At 67.4% G+C, this 19,696-nt stretch carries 25 protein-coding genes; 14 read left to right on the top strand and 11 right to left on the bottom strand.

Translation table 11 applies throughout. The features are described from left to right. The 12 genes from QRX50_RS31650 to QRX50_RS31705 all read left to right on the top strand — a co-directional run bounded on the left by QRX50_RS31650 (window position 1) and on the right by QRX50_RS31705 (window position 8,537). On the top strand, window positions 1-1,368 hold the full coding sequence (locus QRX50_RS31650) for a hypothetical protein (protein WP_285966777.1): 1,368 nt from the start codon (window positions 1-3) through the stop codon (window positions 1,366-1,368). Next, the gene (locus tag QRX50_RS31655; RefSeq protein WP_285966778.1) at window positions 1,368-2,435 is read left to right on the top strand and encodes a hypothetical protein; all 1,068 of its coding nucleotides are present in this window, start codon (window positions 1,368-1,370) and stop codon (window positions 2,433-2,435) included. The genes QRX50_RS31650 and QRX50_RS31655 overlap by 1 nt, the downstream gene beginning before the upstream one ends. Continuing rightward, entirely contained in the window at window positions 2,428-2,631 is a 204-nt protein-coding gene (locus tag QRX50_RS31660) for a hypothetical protein (RefSeq protein WP_285966779.1), read from the top strand. The genes QRX50_RS31655 and QRX50_RS31660 overlap by 8 nt, the downstream gene beginning before the upstream one ends. A 15-nt stretch (window positions 2,632-2,646) precedes the next feature. Continuing rightward, window positions 2,647-2,862, top strand: a complete 216-nt coding sequence (locus QRX50_RS31665; RefSeq protein ID WP_220238671.1) for a hypothetical protein — start codon at window positions 2,647-2,649, stop codon at window positions 2,860-2,862. 83 nt (window positions 2,863-2,945) lie between these two features. Beyond that, a complete protein-coding gene (locus QRX50_RS31670) occupies window positions 2,946-4,697 on the top strand; it encodes a hypothetical protein (protein ID WP_285966780.1) in 1,752 nt (583 codons plus the stop codon). Further along, window positions 4,697-5,089, top strand: coding sequence for a hypothetical protein (locus QRX50_RS31675; RefSeq protein WP_285966781.1), 393 nt, complete (start codon window positions 4,697-4,699; stop codon window positions 5,087-5,089). The genes QRX50_RS31670 and QRX50_RS31675 overlap by 1 nt, the downstream gene beginning before the upstream one ends. 119 nt (window positions 5,090-5,208) lie before the next feature. Continuing rightward, on the top strand, window positions 5,209-5,877 hold the full coding sequence (locus QRX50_RS31680; protein ID WP_285966782.1) for a hypothetical protein: 669 nt from the start codon (window positions 5,209-5,211) through the stop codon (window positions 5,875-5,877). 17 nt (window positions 5,878-5,894) lie between these two features. Then, window positions 5,895-6,227 carry a hypothetical protein gene (locus tag QRX50_RS31685; protein ID WP_285966783.1) on the top strand — a complete coding sequence of 111 codons (333 nt, stop codon included), beginning with the start codon at window positions 5,895-5,897 and terminating at the stop codon, window positions 6,225-6,227. Continuing rightward, on the top strand, window positions 6,227-6,790 hold the full coding sequence (locus tag QRX50_RS31690) for a hypothetical protein (RefSeq protein ID WP_285966784.1): 564 nt from the start codon (window positions 6,227-6,229) through the stop codon (window positions 6,788-6,790). Before QRX50_RS31685 ends, QRX50_RS31690 begins: the two co-directional genes overlap by 1 nt. 13 nt (window positions 6,791-6,803) lie before the next feature. Continuing rightward, window positions 6,804-7,133, top strand: coding sequence for a hypothetical protein (locus QRX50_RS31695; protein ID WP_285966785.1), 330 nt, complete (start codon window positions 6,804-6,806; stop codon window positions 7,131-7,133). Next, complete coding sequence (locus tag QRX50_RS31700) at window positions 7,133-8,023, top strand: peptidoglycan-binding protein (RefSeq protein WP_285966786.1); 891 nt, start codon at window positions 7,133-7,135, stop codon at window positions 8,021-8,023. Before QRX50_RS31695 ends, QRX50_RS31700 begins: the two co-directional genes overlap by 1 nt. A gap of 1 nt (window position 8,024) precedes the next feature. Beyond that, window positions 8,025-8,537, top strand: coding sequence for a hypothetical protein (locus QRX50_RS31705; RefSeq protein WP_285966787.1), 513 nt, complete (start codon window positions 8,025-8,027; stop codon window positions 8,535-8,537). A gap of 238 nt (window positions 8,538-8,775) precedes the next feature. Here QRX50_RS31705 and QRX50_RS31710 read toward each other — a convergent pair whose 3' ends face one another. Genes QRX50_RS31710 through QRX50_RS31725 form a run of 4 tightly spaced genes read right to left on the bottom strand, consistent with a single transcriptional unit; the run spans window position 8,776 to window position 12,249 of the window. Next, window positions 8,776-9,399: a hypothetical protein gene (locus tag QRX50_RS31710; protein WP_285966788.1), complete on the bottom strand. Its 624-nt coding sequence runs from the start codon at window positions 9,397-9,399 to the stop codon at window positions 8,776-8,778. 46 nt (window positions 9,400-9,445) lie between these two features. Then, window positions 9,446-9,949 carry a DUF2505 domain-containing protein gene (locus tag QRX50_RS31715; RefSeq protein WP_285966789.1) on the bottom strand — a complete coding sequence of 168 codons (504 nt, stop codon included), beginning with the start codon at window positions 9,947-9,949 and terminating at the stop codon, window positions 9,446-9,448. A gap of 36 nt (window positions 9,950-9,985) precedes the next feature. After that, complete coding sequence (locus QRX50_RS31720; protein WP_285966790.1) at window positions 9,986-10,876, bottom strand: phosphotransferase family protein; 891 nt, start codon at window positions 10,874-10,876, stop codon at window positions 9,986-9,988. After that, window positions 10,873-12,249, bottom strand: coding sequence for an NsdA family TPR-like regulatory protein (locus QRX50_RS31725; RefSeq protein ID WP_285966791.1), 1,377 nt, complete (start codon window positions 12,247-12,249; stop codon window positions 10,873-10,875). Before QRX50_RS31725 ends, QRX50_RS31720 begins: the two co-directional genes overlap by 4 nt. A 101-nt stretch (window positions 12,250-12,350) precedes the next feature. Here QRX50_RS31725 and QRX50_RS31730 point away from each other — a divergent pair, with 101 nt between their 5' ends. Beyond that, window positions 12,351-12,629 (top strand): hypothetical protein, encoded by a 279-nt coding sequence (locus tag QRX50_RS31730; RefSeq protein ID WP_285966792.1) that lies wholly within the window; start codon window positions 12,351-12,353, stop codon window positions 12,627-12,629. Between the two features lie 298 nt (window positions 12,630-12,927). Here QRX50_RS31730 and QRX50_RS31735 read toward each other — a convergent pair whose 3' ends face one another. The 4 genes from QRX50_RS31735 to QRX50_RS31750 all read right to left on the bottom strand — a co-directional run bounded on the left by QRX50_RS31735 (window position 12,928) and on the right by QRX50_RS31750 (window position 15,803). Further along, window positions 12,928-13,197, bottom strand: a complete 270-nt coding sequence (locus QRX50_RS31735; RefSeq protein ID WP_285966793.1) for a hypothetical protein — start codon at window positions 13,195-13,197, stop codon at window positions 12,928-12,930. Between the two features lie 221 nt (window positions 13,198-13,418). Further along, the gene (locus QRX50_RS31740) at window positions 13,419-13,730 is read right to left on the bottom strand and encodes a GNAT family N-acetyltransferase (RefSeq protein ID WP_285974619.1); all 312 of its coding nucleotides are present in this window, start codon (window positions 13,728-13,730) and stop codon (window positions 13,419-13,421) included. 420 nt (window positions 13,731-14,150) lie between these two features. Next, a complete protein-coding gene (ligD, locus tag QRX50_RS31745; RefSeq protein WP_285966794.1) occupies window positions 14,151-15,122 on the bottom strand; it encodes a non-homologous end-joining DNA ligase in 972 nt (323 codons plus the stop codon). A gap of 171 nt (window positions 15,123-15,293) precedes the next feature. After that, window positions 15,294-15,803, bottom strand: coding sequence for a hypothetical protein (locus QRX50_RS31750; RefSeq protein ID WP_285966795.1), 510 nt, complete (start codon window positions 15,801-15,803; stop codon window positions 15,294-15,296). Window positions 15,804-15,983: 180 nt separating this feature from the next. Here QRX50_RS31750 and QRX50_RS31755 point away from each other — a divergent pair, with 180 nt between their 5' ends. Beyond that, window positions 15,984-16,859, top strand: a complete 876-nt coding sequence (locus QRX50_RS31755) for a hypothetical protein (RefSeq protein ID WP_285966796.1) — start codon at window positions 15,984-15,986, stop codon at window positions 16,857-16,859. Here the strand turns inward: QRX50_RS31755 and QRX50_RS31760 are convergent. The 3 genes from QRX50_RS31760 to QRX50_RS31770 form a co-directional block, all read right to left on the bottom strand. Continuing rightward, window positions 16,840-17,631 carry an aldo/keto reductase gene (locus QRX50_RS31760; protein WP_285966797.1) on the bottom strand — a complete coding sequence of 264 codons (792 nt, stop codon included), beginning with the start codon at window positions 17,629-17,631 and terminating at the stop codon, window positions 16,840-16,842. The genes QRX50_RS31755 and QRX50_RS31760 overlap by 20 nt on opposite strands. A 29-nt stretch (window positions 17,632-17,660) precedes the next feature. Further along, window positions 17,661-18,872, bottom strand: coding sequence for a JmjC domain-containing protein (locus QRX50_RS31765; RefSeq protein WP_285966798.1), 1,212 nt, complete (start codon window positions 18,870-18,872; stop codon window positions 17,661-17,663). A gap of 89 nt (window positions 18,873-18,961) precedes the next feature. Continuing rightward, on the bottom strand, window positions 18,962-19,084 hold the full coding sequence (locus QRX50_RS31770; protein WP_285966799.1) for a hypothetical protein: 123 nt from the start codon (window positions 19,082-19,084) through the stop codon (window positions 18,962-18,964). Window positions 19,085-19,696: the final 612 nt, after the last annotated feature.

The raw sequence follows: 19,696 nt of genomic DNA on the forward strand, positions 1-19,696 counted from the left end.
GTGCTGGAGACCTATCTGACCTTCGCTGGCAACGAGATCGCCAACAACACCAGAACGGCGTCCTATCTCGTCGACAGCGGCGCGGGCGGCACCCTCCAAGGGCAGTGCTTCTGCGACACGCTGCCGGACGCGATCGACGACGCCCCGTACACGACACCGGAGCTCGACCCGGCGCCCTGGTACGACGAGAGCGACCCGCGCTCGACAGGGTTCGCCGGCCTGTGGATCGAGAAGATCGACGGGCTGTACAACACCCCCATCGAGCGCACCATCACCCAACGCATCGGCGACGGCGCCGTGCGCGGGTGCCTGCGCGCCAAGGACAAGACCCTCACCGTCACTGGCTGGCTGTTCGCGCAGGACGAGTGCGGCGCGGACTACGGGCTGGTGTGGTTGCGCTCGGCGCTGCTCGGCTCGCAGTGCGCCGGCTGCAACGGCGACGACCTGTGTTTCCTCGCGTGCTGCCCCAGTCAGATCGGCTGCCGCGGCGAGGGTGAAGGCGAGCACGGGGAGGGTGAAGGCGGCGGGGAGGACGATTGCGACCCCGTGTACGACACCGACGTCCAGTTGCGCACGCTGAAGAACTCGGCGCTGGTGTCTGGCCCAGACGTCGTCGCCGTGGCGCCCGGGTTCCACCAGGGCATGTGTCTCGAAGGCGCGCGGCCGGTCTATCAGGTGACGTTCCAGATCTCGACGGACCCGTACATGTGGCGCCAGCCCATGTCGGTGGTCGAAGCCCAGCCGTGGCCGCTGCCCACCGACGACGCGGTCTGCAACATCACCTGGAACGACCTCGACGAGTGTGACCCAGCCAATCCCGACTGCCTGCCCGGCAGCAACGTGCCGTTGCGCGGGTGCGTCGCCGACGAGCTGTGCCCGCCGCCTCCGCCTCCGCCGCGGCTGCCGGCCGCGTCGGCGGCGTGCGTGTGTCTGCCGCTCACGGTCGTGCGCCAGTGCATCGACATCCCTTCGAACAAGGTCCCCGCGTGGCTCGATTCGGCGCTGCGGATTGAGGTGTATTCCGGGGAAGCCCCTTTGCGGAACCTGTCGGTCCGGGTGTGGCAGAACCCGCAGGACAAGACCGCCGCGGAGCTGGACGAGTGCGCGGCGCTGGGCACGTACTACATCACCTACGTCCCGGCGAACAGCTACCTCACCATCGACGGCGTCACCGGGAAGTCGACGCTGCGGTGCCCGGGGTTCGTGCAAACCAACGCCTCGACCCAGGTGTACGGGTCCGGCGGCGGCCCGCTTGAGCACATCACCCTGTCCTGCGGCGTCAAGCACACCATCTGCGCCGACGTCGACACCACCTACATCGACCCGCTGGCGAGCCTGACCATCTCGACCATCACGAGGGAGCTGTGATGGCCGAACTTGGATGCGGCGACCACAAGGCCGCGATCTACGACCGCTGCGAGGGGCAGAAGCTCGTCGACCTCGACGACATCACCGCCCTGTCGTGGGGGCGGGCCCTAGACACCTACTCGTCCGCGTTGGTCACCGTCGGCCGCGCCGGCTCCTGCTGCGACCTGCTGACAAACATGCGTTCGTGGCGCCACGAGCTGGTGATCTGGCGCAACAACCGGCAGGTGTGGTCCGGGCCGATCGTGCGCCCGGTGTTCGGTGCGGGCGAGACCACCATCGCCGCTCGCGACCGGTGGGCGTGGCTGGACTTCCGCGCCGTACGCGCGGACATGACCCTCACCGGCGACCTGACCGACATCGCCGTGAAGCTGATCGAGCACGGCCTCACCCACCCCGATGGCGACTTCGACGACGAAACCTGCATCCTCGCGTTCCTCGAAGCCATCCCCAGCGGCGTGTACGGCTCCCGCGATTTCAAGGCGTTGCAGTCGATGGTGGGCGCGGAGCTGCGCAACCTCACGCGCGGCCCGCTGAACGCGACGTTCCTCGGCCGGCGCCTGGTGCTGTTCGGTCCGAAGCCGCTGAGCCGGACGGCGATGCTGCAAGACAAGGACTTCATGGATGAGCTGACCGTCGTCGAGGACGGGCTGTCGGCGGTGACCCGCGCCTACGTGGCCGGCCAGACCGTGACCGCCACTGCCGGGGGCACAGACCCGTACTACGGGCTGCTGGAGCAGATCTACCAGGACCAGACCGTCACTACCCAGTTCGACGCGCAGACGCTCGCTCAGGCCCAAGTGGACACCAACCGGTGGCCGCCGCTGGTGATCTCCGTCCCGGACGGGGTGCAGCTTGCCCCGGACGCGCCGGTCGACATCGACGAGCTCGTGCCGGGCACGGAGGTGCCGGTGTGGTCGTCGGCTACGTGCCGCGAGGTCAACCAGAACCTCGTGCTCACCAAGCTCGACGTGACGGTGAGCCCGGACCAGGGGGAACGGGGCGCGGTCACGTTGGCGCCGGGGACCGCGTTGTCCGAGCAGCTGACGGGGAGTGGTGGCGTTGGGTAGCTCGCTGGGGCGTTCCCCGCAGACGTTCGACGCGCTGTTGCAGCGGATGCAGGACCAGATCCGGCGCCTGGAAGCGGCGCGGTCGTACTCGCTCGGCGGCTGGCTGTTGCAGCAGACGACGGATGGGCGCGTGGTGCTCTCCCACCCGGAGACGGGCACCGAAGTAGAGCTTGCTGGCACACCGCCAGCACAGTAAGAGAGGGGACACAACATGGGTGGCACCGACATCGGGGCGAGCAACCTCGACGTGATCAACAACGCCGTCGACACCGTCATGGTCGCGATCAAGGACCGCGGCCCGGACCCGACGTACCAGAGCCAGCAGATGACCCGGCTCGCGCAGGAGTGGCGTCCGCTGGCCGCCGCGCTCGCGCAGCTGACCGCGGCTCTCGGATATGTCGTCGACTCCGAGTGGCAGGGCCTGTAGCCGGCCACCGGCCAAGTACGATCTACGCATAGTCATGGGCGGCATCGGGTGGGGGAACCCGAACCGAAAGGCTCAAACGTCCCATGGCATACCTGGGCAATAACGGCTGCGGCTGCGGATGCGGCGACGGCAAGCCGGTGAACGTCGAGGGCGGTGAAACGCCGTCCGCGAAGGACATCGTTTCGGCTGGTGGCGTGGTCACCACCGACGTCAAGATCTCCAAGCACCCTGAGAACCTTCTCTCCGTCGCCGGTGACGGTCTCCTTGTCCGCAAGGAAGACTGCCGTTCGGCCGACGGCTCGGAGACCCGCATCGAGGCGGGCCCTGGCGCGGATCTGACCGGTTCGGGCACCTGGGAAGACCCGTACATCGTCAGCTTCGGCGGCGGCGTCGGCGGCACCGGCTCGGGCGAGGGCGACGCTCCCACGCTCAAGGGCGGTGAGACCGAGACCGCGGCCGACACCGTCAAGGACGGCGTGGTCACGACCGACGTCAAGCTCTCGGACGAGGACGGCAACGCGCTCGAAGTCCGTGCCGGCGGCCTGTACGTGCCCGCTGGCGACGGCGGCGGCGCGGTCGACTGCGACGAGATGCGCAAGTGCGTCTCGGCCGGCGACGGCCTCACCTACGACCCGAAGAACGGCGTCTTCGAGGCGAAGCTGTCCGGCGACGACGGCAACACCATCGCCCTCGGCGACGACGGCGGTCTGTTCGTCCCTGCCGGCACCGGTGGTGGCCCGGCGGCCACCGTCAAGGGCGGCGAGTCGCCCACTGCGGTGAACAAGGTCGACGCCGACGGCAGCACGTTCACCGTCACGCCCGAAGCGAAGGTGTCCAAGAAGGACGGCAACGCCATCACCGCCGAACCGGACGGCCTGTACGTCCCGGCCGGTGGCGACGGTGGCCCGTCGGACATCGCCGGTGGCGAGACCCAGACGGCGAAGACGACCGTGGACGCCGGCAAGGTCACCGCCGACGTCAAGGTGTCCCCGAAGGACGGCAACACGCTCTCCGTCGACGGCGACGGCGGCCTGTACGTTGCCCCCGCTGCCGGCGGCGGCGACGCTGCCCCGGTCACTGGCGGCGAGACGCCCACGATCAAGACGACCGTGGACGGCAACAAGGTCACCGGCGACACGAAGATCTCCGCGGCCGACGGCAACGTCCTGAAGGCCAACGACGATGGCCTGTTCGTCCCCGCCCCGGCGGGCGGCGGCGACGGGGGCGCACCGCTGCAGGGCGGGAAGACCCCGACCGCGACGACCACCGTCAAGGACGGCACCGTCACCGCCGACGTGATCGTCTCGCCCGACAAGGGCAACGCGCTCAAGGCGCAGGACAACGGTCTGTTCGTGCCGGAGAAGTTCTTCCAGACCGCCGAGATCGCCCTCACCTCGATCACCGACGAGGTGGACATCTCGACGTTCAACGTCCCGGTCGACGGCACGGGGCACAAGATCGCCGAGGCCCCGCCGCTGGAGTTCGTGAACCCGAGCCCGGTCCTGCCGATGCACGTCGTGGTGGACAACCAGCTGGAGCACTGCCAGTTCCGCATCTTCAACGGCAACGTCAAGACCGTCATGGGCACTCGCCTGCACATCGAGGGCGACGTGACGATGGACGTCGAGTCGCACCAGCAGTTCGAGGACCACAACGTCGAGAACGGGCCGCGTATGTGGGACTCGATGGGCGCGCACGAGCCCGTCACGTTCACCATCCCGCCCGGCGGCAAGGTCACGATGACCATGGGCGCGTATCTGGCGGTCTACCTGTACGACGGGAAGTCGACCCTGTTCCAGGCTCGGCACCGTGTCACCGCCTGGGGAGGCAACTGATGAGTAACCCGATCGACTTCATCGAGAACCTGGTCGACAAGCTCGGCCGGCCGGTGTTCCTGCCCAAGGGCATCAAGGACATCCCGAAGGACATCATCGAGCTTGCCGCGGACGTGTTCGACAAGCTCATGCACGGCACGCCGCGCGTGTTCCAGAACGACAAGGGCCAGACCGTCACGATCTCGACGCCGGTCGTGTGGCTGCCGGACTTCAAGCTCGGTGACGACTGGAAGGAAGTCACGGACCCGAAGAAGATCGAGGAGCTGTCGAAGATCCCCGACCCGCCCGAGGACAAGCCGGTCAAGCCGCAGAGCGAGCCGGACGACTTCGGCGACGGCGAGGGCGAAGGCGGCGGCGAGGACGGCCCGGCGCCGAAGAAGCGGGGGCGGTGACCGTGACCGCATCCGTGAACGACACCGAGACCTTCGAGGACGGTGCCGGAGAGGGCGAGGGCGAGTAGATGCCTCGCTGCGGCTGCAACAGCGGGCAGAACCTTGCCTGCACGTGCGCCGTGACGGCTGGTGAGGGTGTCGTCGTCACTGGCGACGGCACCCCCATCACCAACCCGTACACGGTGAGCCTCGCCCACACCGGGCCGGCTGTCGACGTCAAGGACACGACCACGCTGGACCTGTCCACGCAGGGCCAGGACCCCGCGGTGGTGTCCGGCGACGTGCGCTTGTCCAAGGACGCCGGGAACGCGCTCACGACCCGGGAAGACGGCCTGTTCGTCCAGGACGGCACCGCCGCGGCCCCGATGTCGTGGCACCTGCTGTACCAGACGAAAGCCCAGGAGATCCCCGACGGGACACCCACGGCGATCAACTGGGACGCGATCGACGACGGCCCGCTGTTCGGGCCGGGGATCGAGATCCCGTGGGACGGCGCCTTTGTGTTCTCGATGCTGGTGCGTGTCGACGTGCCCGCGCCCGTGACGCGCCTGTTCGCGTGGCTCGGCAAGGCCGGCGATGCGTCCGTGGACGCACGCGTTTCGGTTGCCCCGCCAGTCGAGTTCCCGACGGCGAACATCTCGCCCGGGATCACCTGGACCGACTCGCTGGTCCTGAAGAAGGGCGACGTGCTCGCCCTGTACTTCCAGCAGGAGTCCGGCGCGACCCGCACGACCATGCCCGGCCGAACGAACACGCGGTTGTCCGCGCTGTACCTCGGCCCGGCGTAACAACCCAGGGGAACCAGATGGCTACGCACTACTACCGCTACACCGAGCAGGACGGCAAGCCCGCCTTCGCGAAGCTCGACCTCCCGGCCGGGCAGGAGCTGATCCTGCCCGCCGGCGCCACAGAGGTCACCCAGCAGGTCTACGACGCCGGGATGGCCGCGGCGCAGAAGGCGCTCGACGCGTTGACCGCGGGTTCGGACGCCGAGGCCCGCAAGGAGCTGGAGAGGCTCGACGCGGCGCGCAAGACGGTGCTCGAGAAGCTCACCAAGCTCGGGCTGCCCGCCTCGGCGCTGAACACGCTCCTGCCCGGTCTGAACCTGCCCGACGACGATGACGGGGAGGGGGAGTAGTGCCCAGCGTCTGCGTGAACGGATGTGGCTTCAAGGTCGAGGGTGGCTCACTCGGGATTGACTGGGCCGCCCTCGGCGCGAAGCGTGGCCGGGCGGACTTCGGCGGGTGGACAGTCGCCCCGCCGCTGGGGAAGGTTGCGGACTGGTCGCTGATCATGACCTCGGCCAGCATCGCCTACAAGAACGTGTCGTGCCGGGCGCAGCACATCACGTTCTGGACCGTCGCGCCGGTGATCTACCTGCGGCAGGTTCCGGGCAACGACTGGAACATCGGCGTCACCATGGCCAGCAGCAAGACCGGCGACCCGGCGGCTGCGTTCCCGTCGGATGACCACTCGTACTTCCGGGAGCGGTGGCACCAGTCGTTGCCGGCCGGCACGAACATCGAGAAGACCACGTCGTTCTGGTCGAAGGTCTACGACGACGTGGTGCAGCCGGGGGAGACGTTCTTCATGCGCAATGCCTGGTGGTTCTCCACCCCGTCGTTCGCGTCGAGCCCGGTGAACATCTTCAAGATGCCGGTCAACACGCTGCACTACCTCGCGCTGCCGGTCGCGGACTGAGGAGGGGATTCGGTTGACGACTGGTGTATTCGACATCGCCGTGTACACGTCCTCGGGTCTGCTGGCCGCTGGTGTCACGTGGCAGACGCTCGCCAAGGCCGGCCGGTTCTTCCGGCGGGTCAACACGGTCGTGACCCAGTGGCTCGGGGACAAGGACCTGGAGATCCCCGGGATGCTCGACCGGATGGACGTGCACGAGCGAAGACTTGAGGACATTGAGGACCAGCTGAAACCCAAGGGTGGGCGGACGCTGCGGGAACGTCTCGACATCGTCGAGCGGGACGTGACCCGCATAAAAAAAGCCGTCCGGGCGGACGACAGCGAAGGTGAGGGGGCGGACTGATGGCAACGTCGCAAAACGGGTGGCCGGCCACTGAGGACCGCGGCGAGATCGGCATCTGCGCCTTGTCGGTCAACAACGCCCAGTTCCCCGGCGGGGTGAAGGACGGTGACGTGCGCACCGTGCTGGAGTACGTGGCGAACCAGTTCCACGCCCGGGTCGAGCCACTCGACGCGGATGCCTGCTGGGGCTACTACTACCGGCCGATCCGCGGCTCGCAAACAGTCAGCAACCACGCCTCCGGCACCGCGCTCGACTTCAACGCCCCACACCACCCGCAGGGCAAGCAAGGCACCTTCACGCCCGCGCAGGTCGCCGAGATCCGGAAGATCCTCGACGAGGTCGGCGGGGTCGTCACGTGGGGCGGGGAGTGGGACCTGCCCACCACCGACGAGATGCACTTCGAGATCTCCGGCGATGACAAGGCGGTCGCGGAGGCCGCCGCCCGGTTGAAAAGCGGCGGATCTGAATCCCGTCCGACTGTCCAGAATGGCGACAAGGGAGACCAGGTCAAGGCCGTTCAGCGCGCGGTCGGAGTCACCGAAGACGGGGTATTCGGAGGTGAAACCCTGGCCGCTGTCAAGAAGTTCCAGCAGCGCCACGGGCTCGCCGCAGACGGAGTCGTGGGCCCTGCCACTTGGGCTGCCCTTGACGGCGCTGGCGGGCCTGCTGGTGTGGCGCGCGCGACGCTTGACGCTGGTAGCAGCGGAGCGGACGTCACCTACCTCCAGAACCTGCTCAACAAGCTCTACCCGGCGTACTCGAAGCTCGCCGTCGATGGCCAGTACGGGCCGGCGACCGCCGCTGTCGTGCGCGAGTTCCAGAAACGCGCCGGGCTCGCCGTGGACGGCGTCGTGGGGCCGCAGACGTGGGCGAAACTGGCCGGAGGGTGACGTGAGCGAACGGACGATGCGGGTGCTCGACGCCCAGACGGCCACACAGCACGTCGCGACCGGATCCGCGGCGGCGGGCACGGGGTTCGCCGGCTCGATCTCCCTGATCCTCGTGTGGGGCCTCGGGCAGCTCGGCGTGCACCTGCCGGCCGAGGTCGCCGCGGCGATCGTGGCGGTGCTGATGACCGCGGCGGGGGTGTACGCGCCGAAGCTGGCGATCGCGAAGCTCGCGGCCGGCTTCATCGACGTCCCCCACGTCGCAGCGGACGTGGTGAAGGGAACGGTGGATGGTGCGACGAAGCAGGTTGGCGGCGCTGTGGGCGCGGTTGCGGTGCTGTGGGTGACGCTGTCGGCGGTGTTGTGGGGGGTGTTGCTGGCGGTGTTGCCGACGCTGTTCATCCGCAGGATGTGGGGCCCAGGCGCACGCCGCCGGCGCAACCGGGTGTTCGGGTCCCTCCGCGTCGGCATCCGGCGCAGCGCAACCCGGCCCGGCAGCAGCCCGGGGGCGGGATGATCGATGTTTCGGCCGGGGTTGTGCCCCACGGCAGGCATCGCGGCAAGTGAACGCAACAAGGCCCCGGCGACTTTGAGGGGGTTGCCGGGGCCTTGCTGTGCGTTTGTTCGGTTACGCTGAGGGGGAGTTAGCCTGCCCGAACAGGTACCACTGTGCCTAACGTGATCTGCGAAGGTCAATACTCCGTTCGTGGGCGGAGTGGATCACATTGTGCTCGGCAGTTGCGTTCGAGTTGCGGTCAGCTTTGGGGAGTCTTCCTGCTGCGGGGCTTCTTCGCCTGACGGCTCGGGTTCCAGTCACGCAAGCCCAGCCACACTTCCAGTGTCATCCGATTCACACCGAGCAGATCGGTGATCTGGATCTTTTCGACACCTCGGGCGATGTGCTCGTTGAGGAGATCGCGGAACGCGCCCATCTTCTCCTCGTGCTCACGCTCGGCATCAGCCTTCTCCTGCTGGAGCGAGGCAAAGTCCTCCTTGGCCTGGTCGAGCGTCAACTCTGTGGGCTTCACGTCCTTGGCGAGACGCCAGGCGCTGACCCGGTCAATGCCGAACAGTTCAGCGGCTTCCTTCGTGCCGATGCTGGCCGCGGTCTGCTTCTTGAGGTCGCGTACCTCATCGTCGATCAACTTGATGTGCCGCTTGGCTGCGTCAACCGACGCCTTCGCGTGCTCCAACTCCCACTTGAGCACCAGTGGGCTATCAGTGTCGCCGAGTGCTTCGGCCACTTCGGAGTAGCGCAGGCCAGCATCGAATGCATCGAAGGCCACAGCGCGGGCACTGTCGATGGCGGAGTCCTGTTCGGTGTGGGCGCGCTGGATTCCTCTCCCGGCCTCACGGAGCTTGTCGTGGATGTCTGTCATGGGAATATCAGACTATACGCAGGCCGGGAGAGGTTGTGCAACCCAGTCAGTTGGCCGAGTTCAACAACAGCTGAAGGTATCCCGCTTCGCTGCCGAGCAAGTCATGAACCTGATCGGCGATCAGCTTCGCGACCTTCCCGCCCATCAAGCCATCCACTGCCACTGTGCCCTTCACCAGCCAGCTAGTGTGATCGCCGTTTGCCTGGAGCGAGGTGTTCGCGCTGACCGGGTCGCCGTCCTGGTCGGACAACGCCGCCGACACCGTGCCGGCCGCTGCGCCCGCACTGGTCTTGACCCACTTCTGCGTCAGGGTGACCACCAGGTCGCCCGGGTGCAGGTGGCGTGCGAGCCACGGCAGGCTGTCGCTCTTGATGGTCACCTCGGCCTTGTAGGTGAGGTTGTTGGCGTCGCCGGAGTAGTCGAGCAGCTTCGCGCCACCGTCGCCGAACTGGTCGACGACCTTCTGGATGGAGTCCTTGGCGGTCATGGCGGTGTACACGGCGTCGAACGGGTGGTTGAAGTCGGCGCCGTACTCAATCGATTCAGACATGAACCCAGGGTAGCCATGTGGGCACGCGGGGTTGATCTACGGCACGGCCGTCCAGTCCGCCCAGGGACGCTCACCGCGCAAACCTCGCAGGCATGCCAACCGGTGCGCCGCCTGCTCGCTGTACCGCTCCGGATTGCCCGCCGCGACCTGAATCGCCATCAGCGTCATCCGCAGCTCACGGATGTCCCGCAACACCTCGAAGCCGGCCCACCTGGTCACGTCGAGCCCATAGGCGTCGCAGTACGCGGCCCACTCGCCGTCGCCGAGCCATCCCGTCGTCACCCGGGACACAGCCGTCGACACAAGGTCCCACTCCGGCGGCCCGAAAGAGCAGCGCTCGAAGTCGAGCAGGAACACCCGCCCGTCGGCGGTCCGCGCGACGTTGCCCCGCCACGCATCGCCGTGCACCACGCACGCCGGCAGCCCCTCGGGGAGGTTCACATACGCGTCTTGCAGCTCGGCCAGCCGCTGGTGCAACCACGCACGGTCGTCGTCGCTGATCGTCGTCGCCGCGTCGATCCGCTCGTCGAGCCGGACGAACGGCGCCAACGTCGGCAGCGTGAACTCAGACGGCGGGGCCAGCTTGTGCAACTGCCGCAGCAGGCCGGCCACGTCCGCCACGGTTCCCGCCTCGTGCGGCGGCAGCTCCTCCCAGAACGTCACCGGGCTCTCGGCGATCGTCATCGGCTGCTCGAGACCGGGTACGACCCGAACCGCCGGGACCCCGGAGCGCTGGAGCCAGCGAGCCACGGCAACCTCGTTCGCGGCGGCGGCGGACTGGCCGCGTCGCCCGATACGCGCCACGATCCCTTCGGGGAGCCGGTACAGGTGGTTCTCACCAAGCCGGATCACCTTGGCCCCGCCGGCGTCGAGGTCCAGGTCGGTGGCCGCGATCGAGAGGATCGCGCGGCTTTCGGTTTCGTTCACAGTGGGACCACCGCGGCGCCGATGCGCGAACGAAGCTCGGCGACCTCGGCGACGTTCTTGTGCCGCTCACCAACCCGACGCAGCTCCCGCATGTCGTCGGCCGCGCGCTTCGACCGGATCGCCCCGGACCACTCCAGTGCCTGCATTCCCGCTGTCGCAGCCTCGGTCGGGTCGCCTGTGGTCATCACCAGGGATGCGAGCTTGGTTTGGCTGATCGCCTTCGACCGTTTGTACCGGTCGTCGTGACCGGCGACCGCGAACGCCAGCCGCGCGCGGGCTTCCCCGACGAAATGGCCGTGCATCGCGGTGTCCCACAGGGCATGACCGGTGTCGCCGGCGTGCTGGGCGGAGTCGTAGTACGCCATCCAGGGCGGATCGTTCTCGGGTCGGGCGTGGCTGAATTCCGAATCGGCGACGCCGACGGCCGCCGCGGTGTCCTCGACCCGGCGGAGCTTCGCCAGCGCCCGCGCACGTCCGGTGTGCAGCATCGCCCGTTCAGTCGGGGTGAGCCGATCCGAGCGCACCAGCGCCAGCTCCGTGAACGTCAGCCCCTGGTCCGGGTCGCCGCACCAGATTGCCTGCCGCGCCATCGACGACAGCACCTTGGCTCGTAGGTGCCAGTCGTCGCCCTCTTCGGCGCACGAGAGCGCGAACCGGAACATGCGGCGGGCATCGTCGTGGGCGTAGGCGTCGAACGCCATGAACGCGGTGACGTGCGCGAGGTAGCCCACGGCGCCGAACATGTCGGCCCGGACCTTCTCCGAGGCGCGGGCGTTGAGCAGTTCTACGCAGTGCTGAAGCTGCGCGGTCACGGCCTCGCGGACGAGCCCGCCGCCGTAGATCGCGTCCCAGCTGCCGAAGGCGGTGGCCGCGGTCCGTACCTCGTCGACGTCGGCCATGCCGATGGTCGTCGGTACAGGCGTCGGCTGCGTCGGGGTGATCAGGTCGGCCAGCCGTGGCTGACCGATCGCGGCGCTGGCGGCGACTCCCGCAGCGGCCTGGAGGAACTGTTTGCGGTCCACGTCGTCAACGGTAGATCGCGAACGTCGCGGTCGTCGAAACCCAAGCTCCGCATCGGATCCCGCTCCCAGCACTTCCCGGAAGGCTTGACGGCGGAGAGTGTTTTGTGGCCAGCCGATGTTGCCGAGTTCCAGCTTGCCGATGTAGTTGGCGTCGATCACCGCGTTTTGGTCGCCGTTCTTGTAGAGCCACTGGGTGATGAGGTCGGCGAGTTCCTGCCGCGACAGGGGATGACCTGTGGCGTTGGGGGACTCGATGCGCTCGCGGGCGCGCCTCAGGTGGTCGTTCGGCTCAGGCATGACGGCAACTCCCCGGTGTGTCTGCGCACACAGTCTGGCACCGGTCGTGACCATGGGACACCTTTTGATCTACGAGCTATCCTCCCCCTGTCCTCCCGGTAACTGCCCGGTGATGCGCACTTCACGGTCCGTGTCGATCAGGGCAGGGTGGACCTGTGAGCGCATGCATCGCGGGAGAGCTGCCCGCCCGGGAAGTCGACGAAGTGCAGTACCGCCGCCTGTTCTGCATCAGCGACGACCAGTTCCACCACTACTTCGCGGCCGACCTGGCGGACTCCAGCACACACGTGCAGGTCCCGCGGTGCACCGAGCGAACCGCGTTCGCCGGCGCTGGCACTTCCGTGGCGAGCTACGACGAGCCCTCTCAAAGCGCCAAGTCGTCGCGCAACTGCCCGGGGTGCGTCGCATTATCTCAACTTGCCAGGAGGACCTGATGGGCTGGTGGATCAACGACAACGGCGACCGTATGGGAGACGGCGGAGACGAACCGCCTGACAACGAAGACGACGACTAGGGCGTCTCTGACAAACGTCGAGGCCGTAGAGCTGGGATGCTGTTGTGTGTCGCGATTTCAGTTGCTCTCTGACGATCAGCGGACGTTGATCGAGGACCTGCTGCCGGTTCGCACGGGCAAGCGTGGTTCGGTTGACGGTGTCGGCAAGGATATCGACGTTCGCCAATCAGACCGCAACCTGCCATGAAGCGGATGCGGTCCGATCGAATCCAGCGATGTCACTTACGTGCGTCGCGAATGGCCATGCCCAGGAAGATCCCCACAATCAGGCTGACGCTTCCCGCTGCCATGGTGGTTAGCAGACCTGCATGCATCGCGGCGTTGGTGGCGGTGGTCCCTGCTTGCGTGGCGGCCTGCGTAGCCTGCGCTCCGGCCAACGTCGCGGCCTGGGTGGCCTGTGCAGCTTCTACAGAATGGACGCGGTCTTCGATTTCGTGCTGATCCATGGTGGTTTCCTTTTCTTTGGTGGCTAGAGCGCCTTCGATCACGGTCTTGTCGTCGTAACGGTCGCGACTGTCGGCGACGGAGGCGATCAGCTCAGTCGCCTTGGTCGAGGCCGTTATTCCCGGTGTGTAGCCGACGGAGCAATGCTTAAACCTGTGGATCGGGGAAAGTGCTGCGCCGCGGCCGACGCCACGGATCCGGTTGCCAACGCGGTCCGAATCTTCGTCGCCCCGCTCCTCGTCACGTGAAGCTGCATCGCGGAGAGCTACGTCGACGAGCGGTGTTCGCAGTACATCGGCGCGCCGGCCTGCGGTAATTGCAGCGATTTGGCGAACCCGCGGGCTTCGTCCGTGTCGGCGACGGCGAGCGTCGTCCACGTGTAGCCCTCGCCGCGGCGCATCGCGGCCAGTGCACGAACCCGTCGGTCGGCACGAGTCCAACGCGGGCCTTCGGTGGACCAGTCGTAGCGGCTGAACGCTGCCCACGCGAGGATCCGTCCGTAGCCGCGGCGCCGGTATTCGGGTTCGACGTGTACGTGTTCGAGGACGCCGGTTCGGTCCCGGTCGCAGATGGTCATCGTCGCCACGCCGACGACGTGGCCAGTGACGTGGAGTTCGATCCGGCCGGACGCCGTGGCAGTGGGCGGTGTGGCGACGAGCTCAAGGCCGGCACCATCCGCTTCGTCGGGAGTGGCCTGCTCTCACGCGGGATCCTTGACGGCCCACACGTGATCCGGGTGGCCTTCGCTGCGGCAGGTTTGGCAGTGGAGGGAATGCAAGCGGAGTGCGGTGATCCACGAGAAGGAGCCTTGCTCGGAGACTGCGTGCCGGCGTGGGCAGTAGCTCGGCGGATGGATGACGAGACCGCCGGCGGGCTTCAGCTCGTGCCAGAGAGCAGGGCGAACCGGCAGGTCCTCGGGACCGAATTCGCTGTTCGCGCCTGACCGCCGCGGTCGAGTGGCTTCGAACACCCGTTCGACTCTAGCTCAGGTCGGCGGTCACTGCGCAACACCCCGGAACCCCCGCCACGACACGTGCCGCATCCGGCCCTCACGTGTCCAAGACCGGAACGCCACCTCGCCCACGATGAGCGGCTCGACCCACCGCGTCTCGCGCGCGTATTCGGCCGGCACGTGCTCCGTGAAGGGGCTGTCCGGACGGCCGATGCGGGAGAGCAACCGCTCCAGGTCATCGAGGGTGTGCCGGGTAAAGCCGCTGCCGACGTCCCCGACCAGCCGCAACCGGCCGCCCTTCTCTCGCGCGCCCAGAACCAGACTGCCGACCATGTGCGCGCGGCTGCCACGGCCAGGCCGCCACCCACACACCACGACGTCCAGAGTGTTGATCAGGGGCCGCTTGATCCAGTCCCGCGAGCGCCGACCGGGAAGGTAGTGCGATGTCACCCGCTTCGCCACAAGTCCTTCGAGATGGTGCTCCCGCGCGACCTCGAGTAGCCGTTGCGGATCCACGTCGCGATACGCTGGGGTGATCACCGTGCGCGCCGTAGCGAATGGCCCCAGACCGACCAGCAGCTCACGGCGTCGCTCGTAGGGCTCGTGCAACAGCATCTCCCGGCCGAGCATGAGCAGGTCGAAGGCGTAAAATGCGGCCGGGTGGCGCTGCAGTAGCTCACGTCGGGGTCGGAGCTGGTGACGCAGCTGGAGCAGGCCGAAGTCTGGCCGGCCGGTTTCGTTGAGTACCACGATCTCCCCATCGAGCACCCCCACTCGGCCGCCGAGGGTATCGGCGAAGATTCCGTCGAGGTCCGGGAAGGAACGTGTGAGGTCATTGCCGTTGCGGCTGGTCAGCTTGGTGATTCCATTCGGGCCAACCCGCAGGCAGCAGCGGAAGCCGTCCCATTTCCACTCCATAGACCAGCCCGGCCCGGTCGGTAGCTCGCCTTCAACGGCCAGCATCGGCGGGTTGGGGTACGGCATCCCGTGAACGTCAACGTCGATCCGCTTCGCCATCGCTCGCCACCACCGTCGGCCGGCCCCAGCTCCCGCGCTGATATCAGACGGTAACTCTGATGGTCTACGAACGGTAGTTTTCGCAGGTAGGGGCCTGCGGTGACGGCGTTACTGCTGCGAGTCCGCGAATTCTGAACTGCCTCAGCTCGCCGTCGAGCGTCACGGTCGTGGCTACCCCTGGGTCCGGTATTCCTGTCCGCGCTTGTCCGACTGTTTGTAGACGGTCCCAGGTGCTTCCTCTGCCGGCCAAACGGAGAGCAGGTAGTCCTCCACGGGCTCCATGACGCTGCGATCGGGGGCGGTGTCGCGGCCGCGGGCATGCACGCGGACCCGGTAGGTGCCGGGGCCCGCGTGGGCCAGCTCGGGGAAATCCGGCGGATCGTTCATAATGCCGTGGACGATGAGTTCTCCGTACTCCGAATCCACCGACACCTCGCCGACTTCGTCCCAACCGTCGAGGTCGACCGAGTCGGGTGCGGTGTCGAGCAGCTGCACGGTCACGGTGACCGGACCCGTATGGATGCCGGTGAGGACAACCGCGCCGTTGACGAAATCCGTCCCCACGAGACCGTCAGCGCGGGCAAGGCGTGGGGCGGGCAAGTCCGCGCTCACGTCCCTGATGACGAAGTGCCCATAACTCATGTGCAGGTCAGCGGTTGCTGTCCTCACCGGCTTGTTCATGCGTCCCCCTGGCTTGGCTGCAGGATTTCGGCCCGCACGCTAACGACAACCACTGACAATTTCATCTACCGTGCAGACCAACAGATCATCGGGCCGGTCGCACCCGACTGTCCTCGCCATATTCGTGGTTAGACCGCTACCGTTGATGCGCACGGAACGAGTGACCACGAGGGGGAACGGGTGTCCACGGTCGAGGTGGTTGGCACGCGCCCAGCAGTCGCTGCGGCGGTGGATCTGCGTACCCACTCCCGTGACGACGTCCTGCAAAGGGTCGAGCACGCGCTGGATGTGCGCCTGAACCATGCGAGTGAGGTACGGAAGCGCCGCTCGATCGGTGCGGCCACCGACCGCGGCACGTGGGTCCGGATCGAGGCGCGGCGGCTGGACAAGATGGCTGGCCAGGACTTCAACGGCCCCGAAGCCGCCGGCCTGGTGACCGGCATTGCGAAGCCGATGTGGCACGCCGCCATCACGTGGGCGGAGCCGCAGAACGGGCTGATGTGGCGCGCTGATGAGACCGAGCTTGTCACTGCCGCGCCGATCAAGCCCGGGGGCATCCTCACGGTTGACCCGCAGCTTCAGGACGCGTGGTGGGCCACGCTGGATGCCTCGCTCAACGCGCTTGCCGCCGCCGAAACCACACGGGTCGCGACGCTGCACACCGAGCCGATCAGCCAGACCCGGGTGGACGAGGAGATCCACGCGGTGTTCGGTCCCGGCATCGACACCACGATCGCCCAGTGGACGCCCGCGCACGCGGACTTCTCGTGGGCGAACCTCACCGGCCCCGCGTGCTGGATCCTGGATTGGGAAGACTGGGGCCTTGCGCCGCGTGGTCTGGACGCGGCGATGCTGTGGGCGGCGTCGCTGGCAGTGCCCGGTCTGGCCGAGCAAGTGCGTGACCTGCGGAAGGCGGATCTGGACAGCCGTGACGGGCAGTTGATGATGCTGTTTTTCGCCGCCGGGATCGTGGGCGCTCCGTCCGACTACGCCGGTCCACTGCTGGAACCCGCCCGTGCTATCGCAGACAAGCTGCTCACGGACTTACAGTCCTGACCTTCGCCCCGCGAAGTAGAACGCGGTAGCGCTCCGTTCTCACCTCATCGACGGCGAGACTGGTCGCGGTGATCGCGTCGTCGAGGTGATCGGGGTTGTCGGTTCCTAACGCGATCCGTCCAACCTGTGGCAGATCGAACGCCAACCGCAGCAAGGCTTGTGCGACGCTTGCTTGCTGGTGTGCCCCAAGGAAACTCCGCGGGTCGATCCTGTCCCACACCGCGCGTTCGACTTCGCCACCGAATGGGCTCATGCCCCACCGTGCCGCGGTGTCGAGGCCGAACATCGTGGCCAGGTGCTCGCCGGCGTCGAGGACGTCCGCCCCGACCAGCAACCCCGCCCGCACCATTAGCACCCGAGGGGCAGGGATAGGGCTGGCGGCTGCGGCATCGGGCAGTGCGGCAGCCAACGCCCGGGGATCCCACGACGACCATCCCCACGACCGGCAAAGCCCGGACGTGACCGCTCCATCGAGCACGAGACAGGCCGCCGTGAGCTGGTCAAGCTCGGCGGCCCGGTCGTTGCCAGGCATCGAACGTTCCGGGTTGTGCAGGAGCACCACTTCCGGCACGACACCGAGCGTGTTGGCCGACTCGTCGATGGCGTCGCACAGCCGTACCGTGTCCAAGCTGTGCACTGGTACGTCCCCGTCGCCGGGAAAGAACCCGACCTTGGTCGATACGTCGAACTCGTCGAGCAGGTCCGATGCGACGGCGGATAGTCGGCGGTGCGAGGTGAACCCGCGGTAGTTGTAGGCGGTGTCTAGAGCCACCACACCCCGGGCAAGGGCATGTTCGAGGATCAGCCGGTCGTGACGAGACCGGTGTAGCCCGAGGACAAGTCCGGACCCACTTCGGCGCATACGTTCTCCCGCAACAAAATCTCGGCGATCCGGGCCGCATCGATCCCAGTCTCGGCCGCCACGTCTGCAACCGGGACGGGGTTGCCCGAGCAGAGCCGCCGCACCACAGGCAGCGCCTTCGCTGCGAACCGGATCCGCCGCCCAGCGGCCAGCACGGTCACGCTGCCGTCGTCGGCGGTGACGATCTCGGGCGGGAACTCAGCCACGCAGACGACCTGCTCCGGCGGGCCGAAGGTCGCGAACGTCGACAAGTGCCGACGTGGACGCTGCTGGCGACGGCGTGCGGTGAGGAACTCCGCGGGAGGAAGCTTTCCGGCGAGCTCTGCCACGGCGCCGGCCAGTGTGGCGGCCTGCCCACTGGGGCCGTCGTCGTGCTCGAGATCATGGCGAAACAGCTCCTGCTCACGGGCCTGGTCGGCCAGCCACGAAACCCAATCCACGCCGGCGCGCTGCACGAACCCGAACGTCACGTGCAGCGAAAACCCCGAACCGGCCTCGCCGGTGCGGTCGGTGCGGGTGGCCTGGTGCCAGTACCCGCGCGGGATGTGCATCACGTCGCCCGCGGTCATCGTGCCTGCCCACACGGTCTCATCGCTGGGTTCGGTGTTCGGTTCGGCATCGCGGAACATTGGCGCCACCCGTGACGTGCCGCGTACCTCCCAGCTCTTCTCACCGGCTACCTGCACTACCAGCACGTCATGGTCGTCCCAATGCAGATCGAACCCGGCGGCGTCCTTCGTGGTCAGGTAGGTGTTGACCTGCACCAACTCGCCCGCCCACCACTGCAGCGCTCGGCACGCGACCTCCATCGTCGGGTCGAAGGTGTCGGTCGTGTCCAGCACGACGGTCGCCCCGGATTCGATGAGCCGGCCGAGGCGGTCCATATCGACCATCGGGATTGCCTGCCCACGGCGGGTTCGGGTGGTGGCGATGTACTCGCGCGGGTGCAGCTCGTGCCCAGCTTGCAGACATCGAAACTGTGGCGGCGACAGGCTGCGCCGCATCGCGATATCCAGCAGCCGGTGAGGCGTCAGCAACCGGTCGCACACCGCCGGATCTGGCAACTGGCCACGAGCGAACGCCTTCCCGAGCTGTGTTGGTCCCGACCAGCCAAGCGCTTTCTCGACGCCGTCCACGAGCAGGTGATCCATCAGTATCCCCCTTGCACTGAGACTGTTGCTGGACAAGAAGCCGGGGGCTCGCGACGTCATCGATCGCGAAGCCCCCGGCCCGATTCGTGTTACCCGTCCCGGCTTTCGCCGCTGTCACCCTGAGCCCCGTCGGAGGTCTGGAACTCGGTGCGATCGTGCACCGACGCCAGTTCCTCGACTGCGAACACCAGATCGTCAACCTCAGCTGCCATGCGTTTCACCCCCTCGACGCAACGTGGATCTTCTAGCGTGGCCAGCAACTGACCACACAACCAAGGGCCGAACGAGTGAAGTCGAAACCCTTGGCAGGCACCACAATCACCGTTCAGCCTCCTTCTCATCTCAGCCGTTTACAGGCGGTAGAGCCCTTCCAGCACCCGGGCGAGTAGCTCTGGCGGCGGGAGCGGCCGAGGAGCTGGTCGACCGTCCGGCCAGCACGCCGGACACAGCGGGCGCGCGATGGCAGAAAGCACCCGCACGCACGCAACTCCGCAGTCCGACAGCGCGAACGTGCGCTCGCCGGCGTGGAGCCGTTGCTGGTTCACTCGTTGGACTCGGTGGAGCTGGGAGTTGAACACCCCACCCCACGCCTGCACGTGCGGTCCCTTCGTGTGTCGCTGGTGTCCGGTCGAGCTGGCGGCCCGGCCTGGTGTGTTTGGGAGTTCGCGAAGCCGGGCCGTGTAGCTCTCGACACCGATGATGGGGCGAGCGCCGCTCTGCGGGTAGGGCGTGTCACGCGGAGGCTAGGGGGAGGATTGGGGGAGGATTGCGTCGCCGCCGGCCGGTGAGCACCCCACCCAGCTTCCCCGGGGCGCGGCGTTGAC

This window comes from Amycolatopsis sp. 2-15 (assembly GCF_030285625.1).
GTDB lineage: Bacteria > Actinomycetota > Actinomycetes > Mycobacteriales > Pseudonocardiaceae > Amycolatopsis > Amycolatopsis carbonis.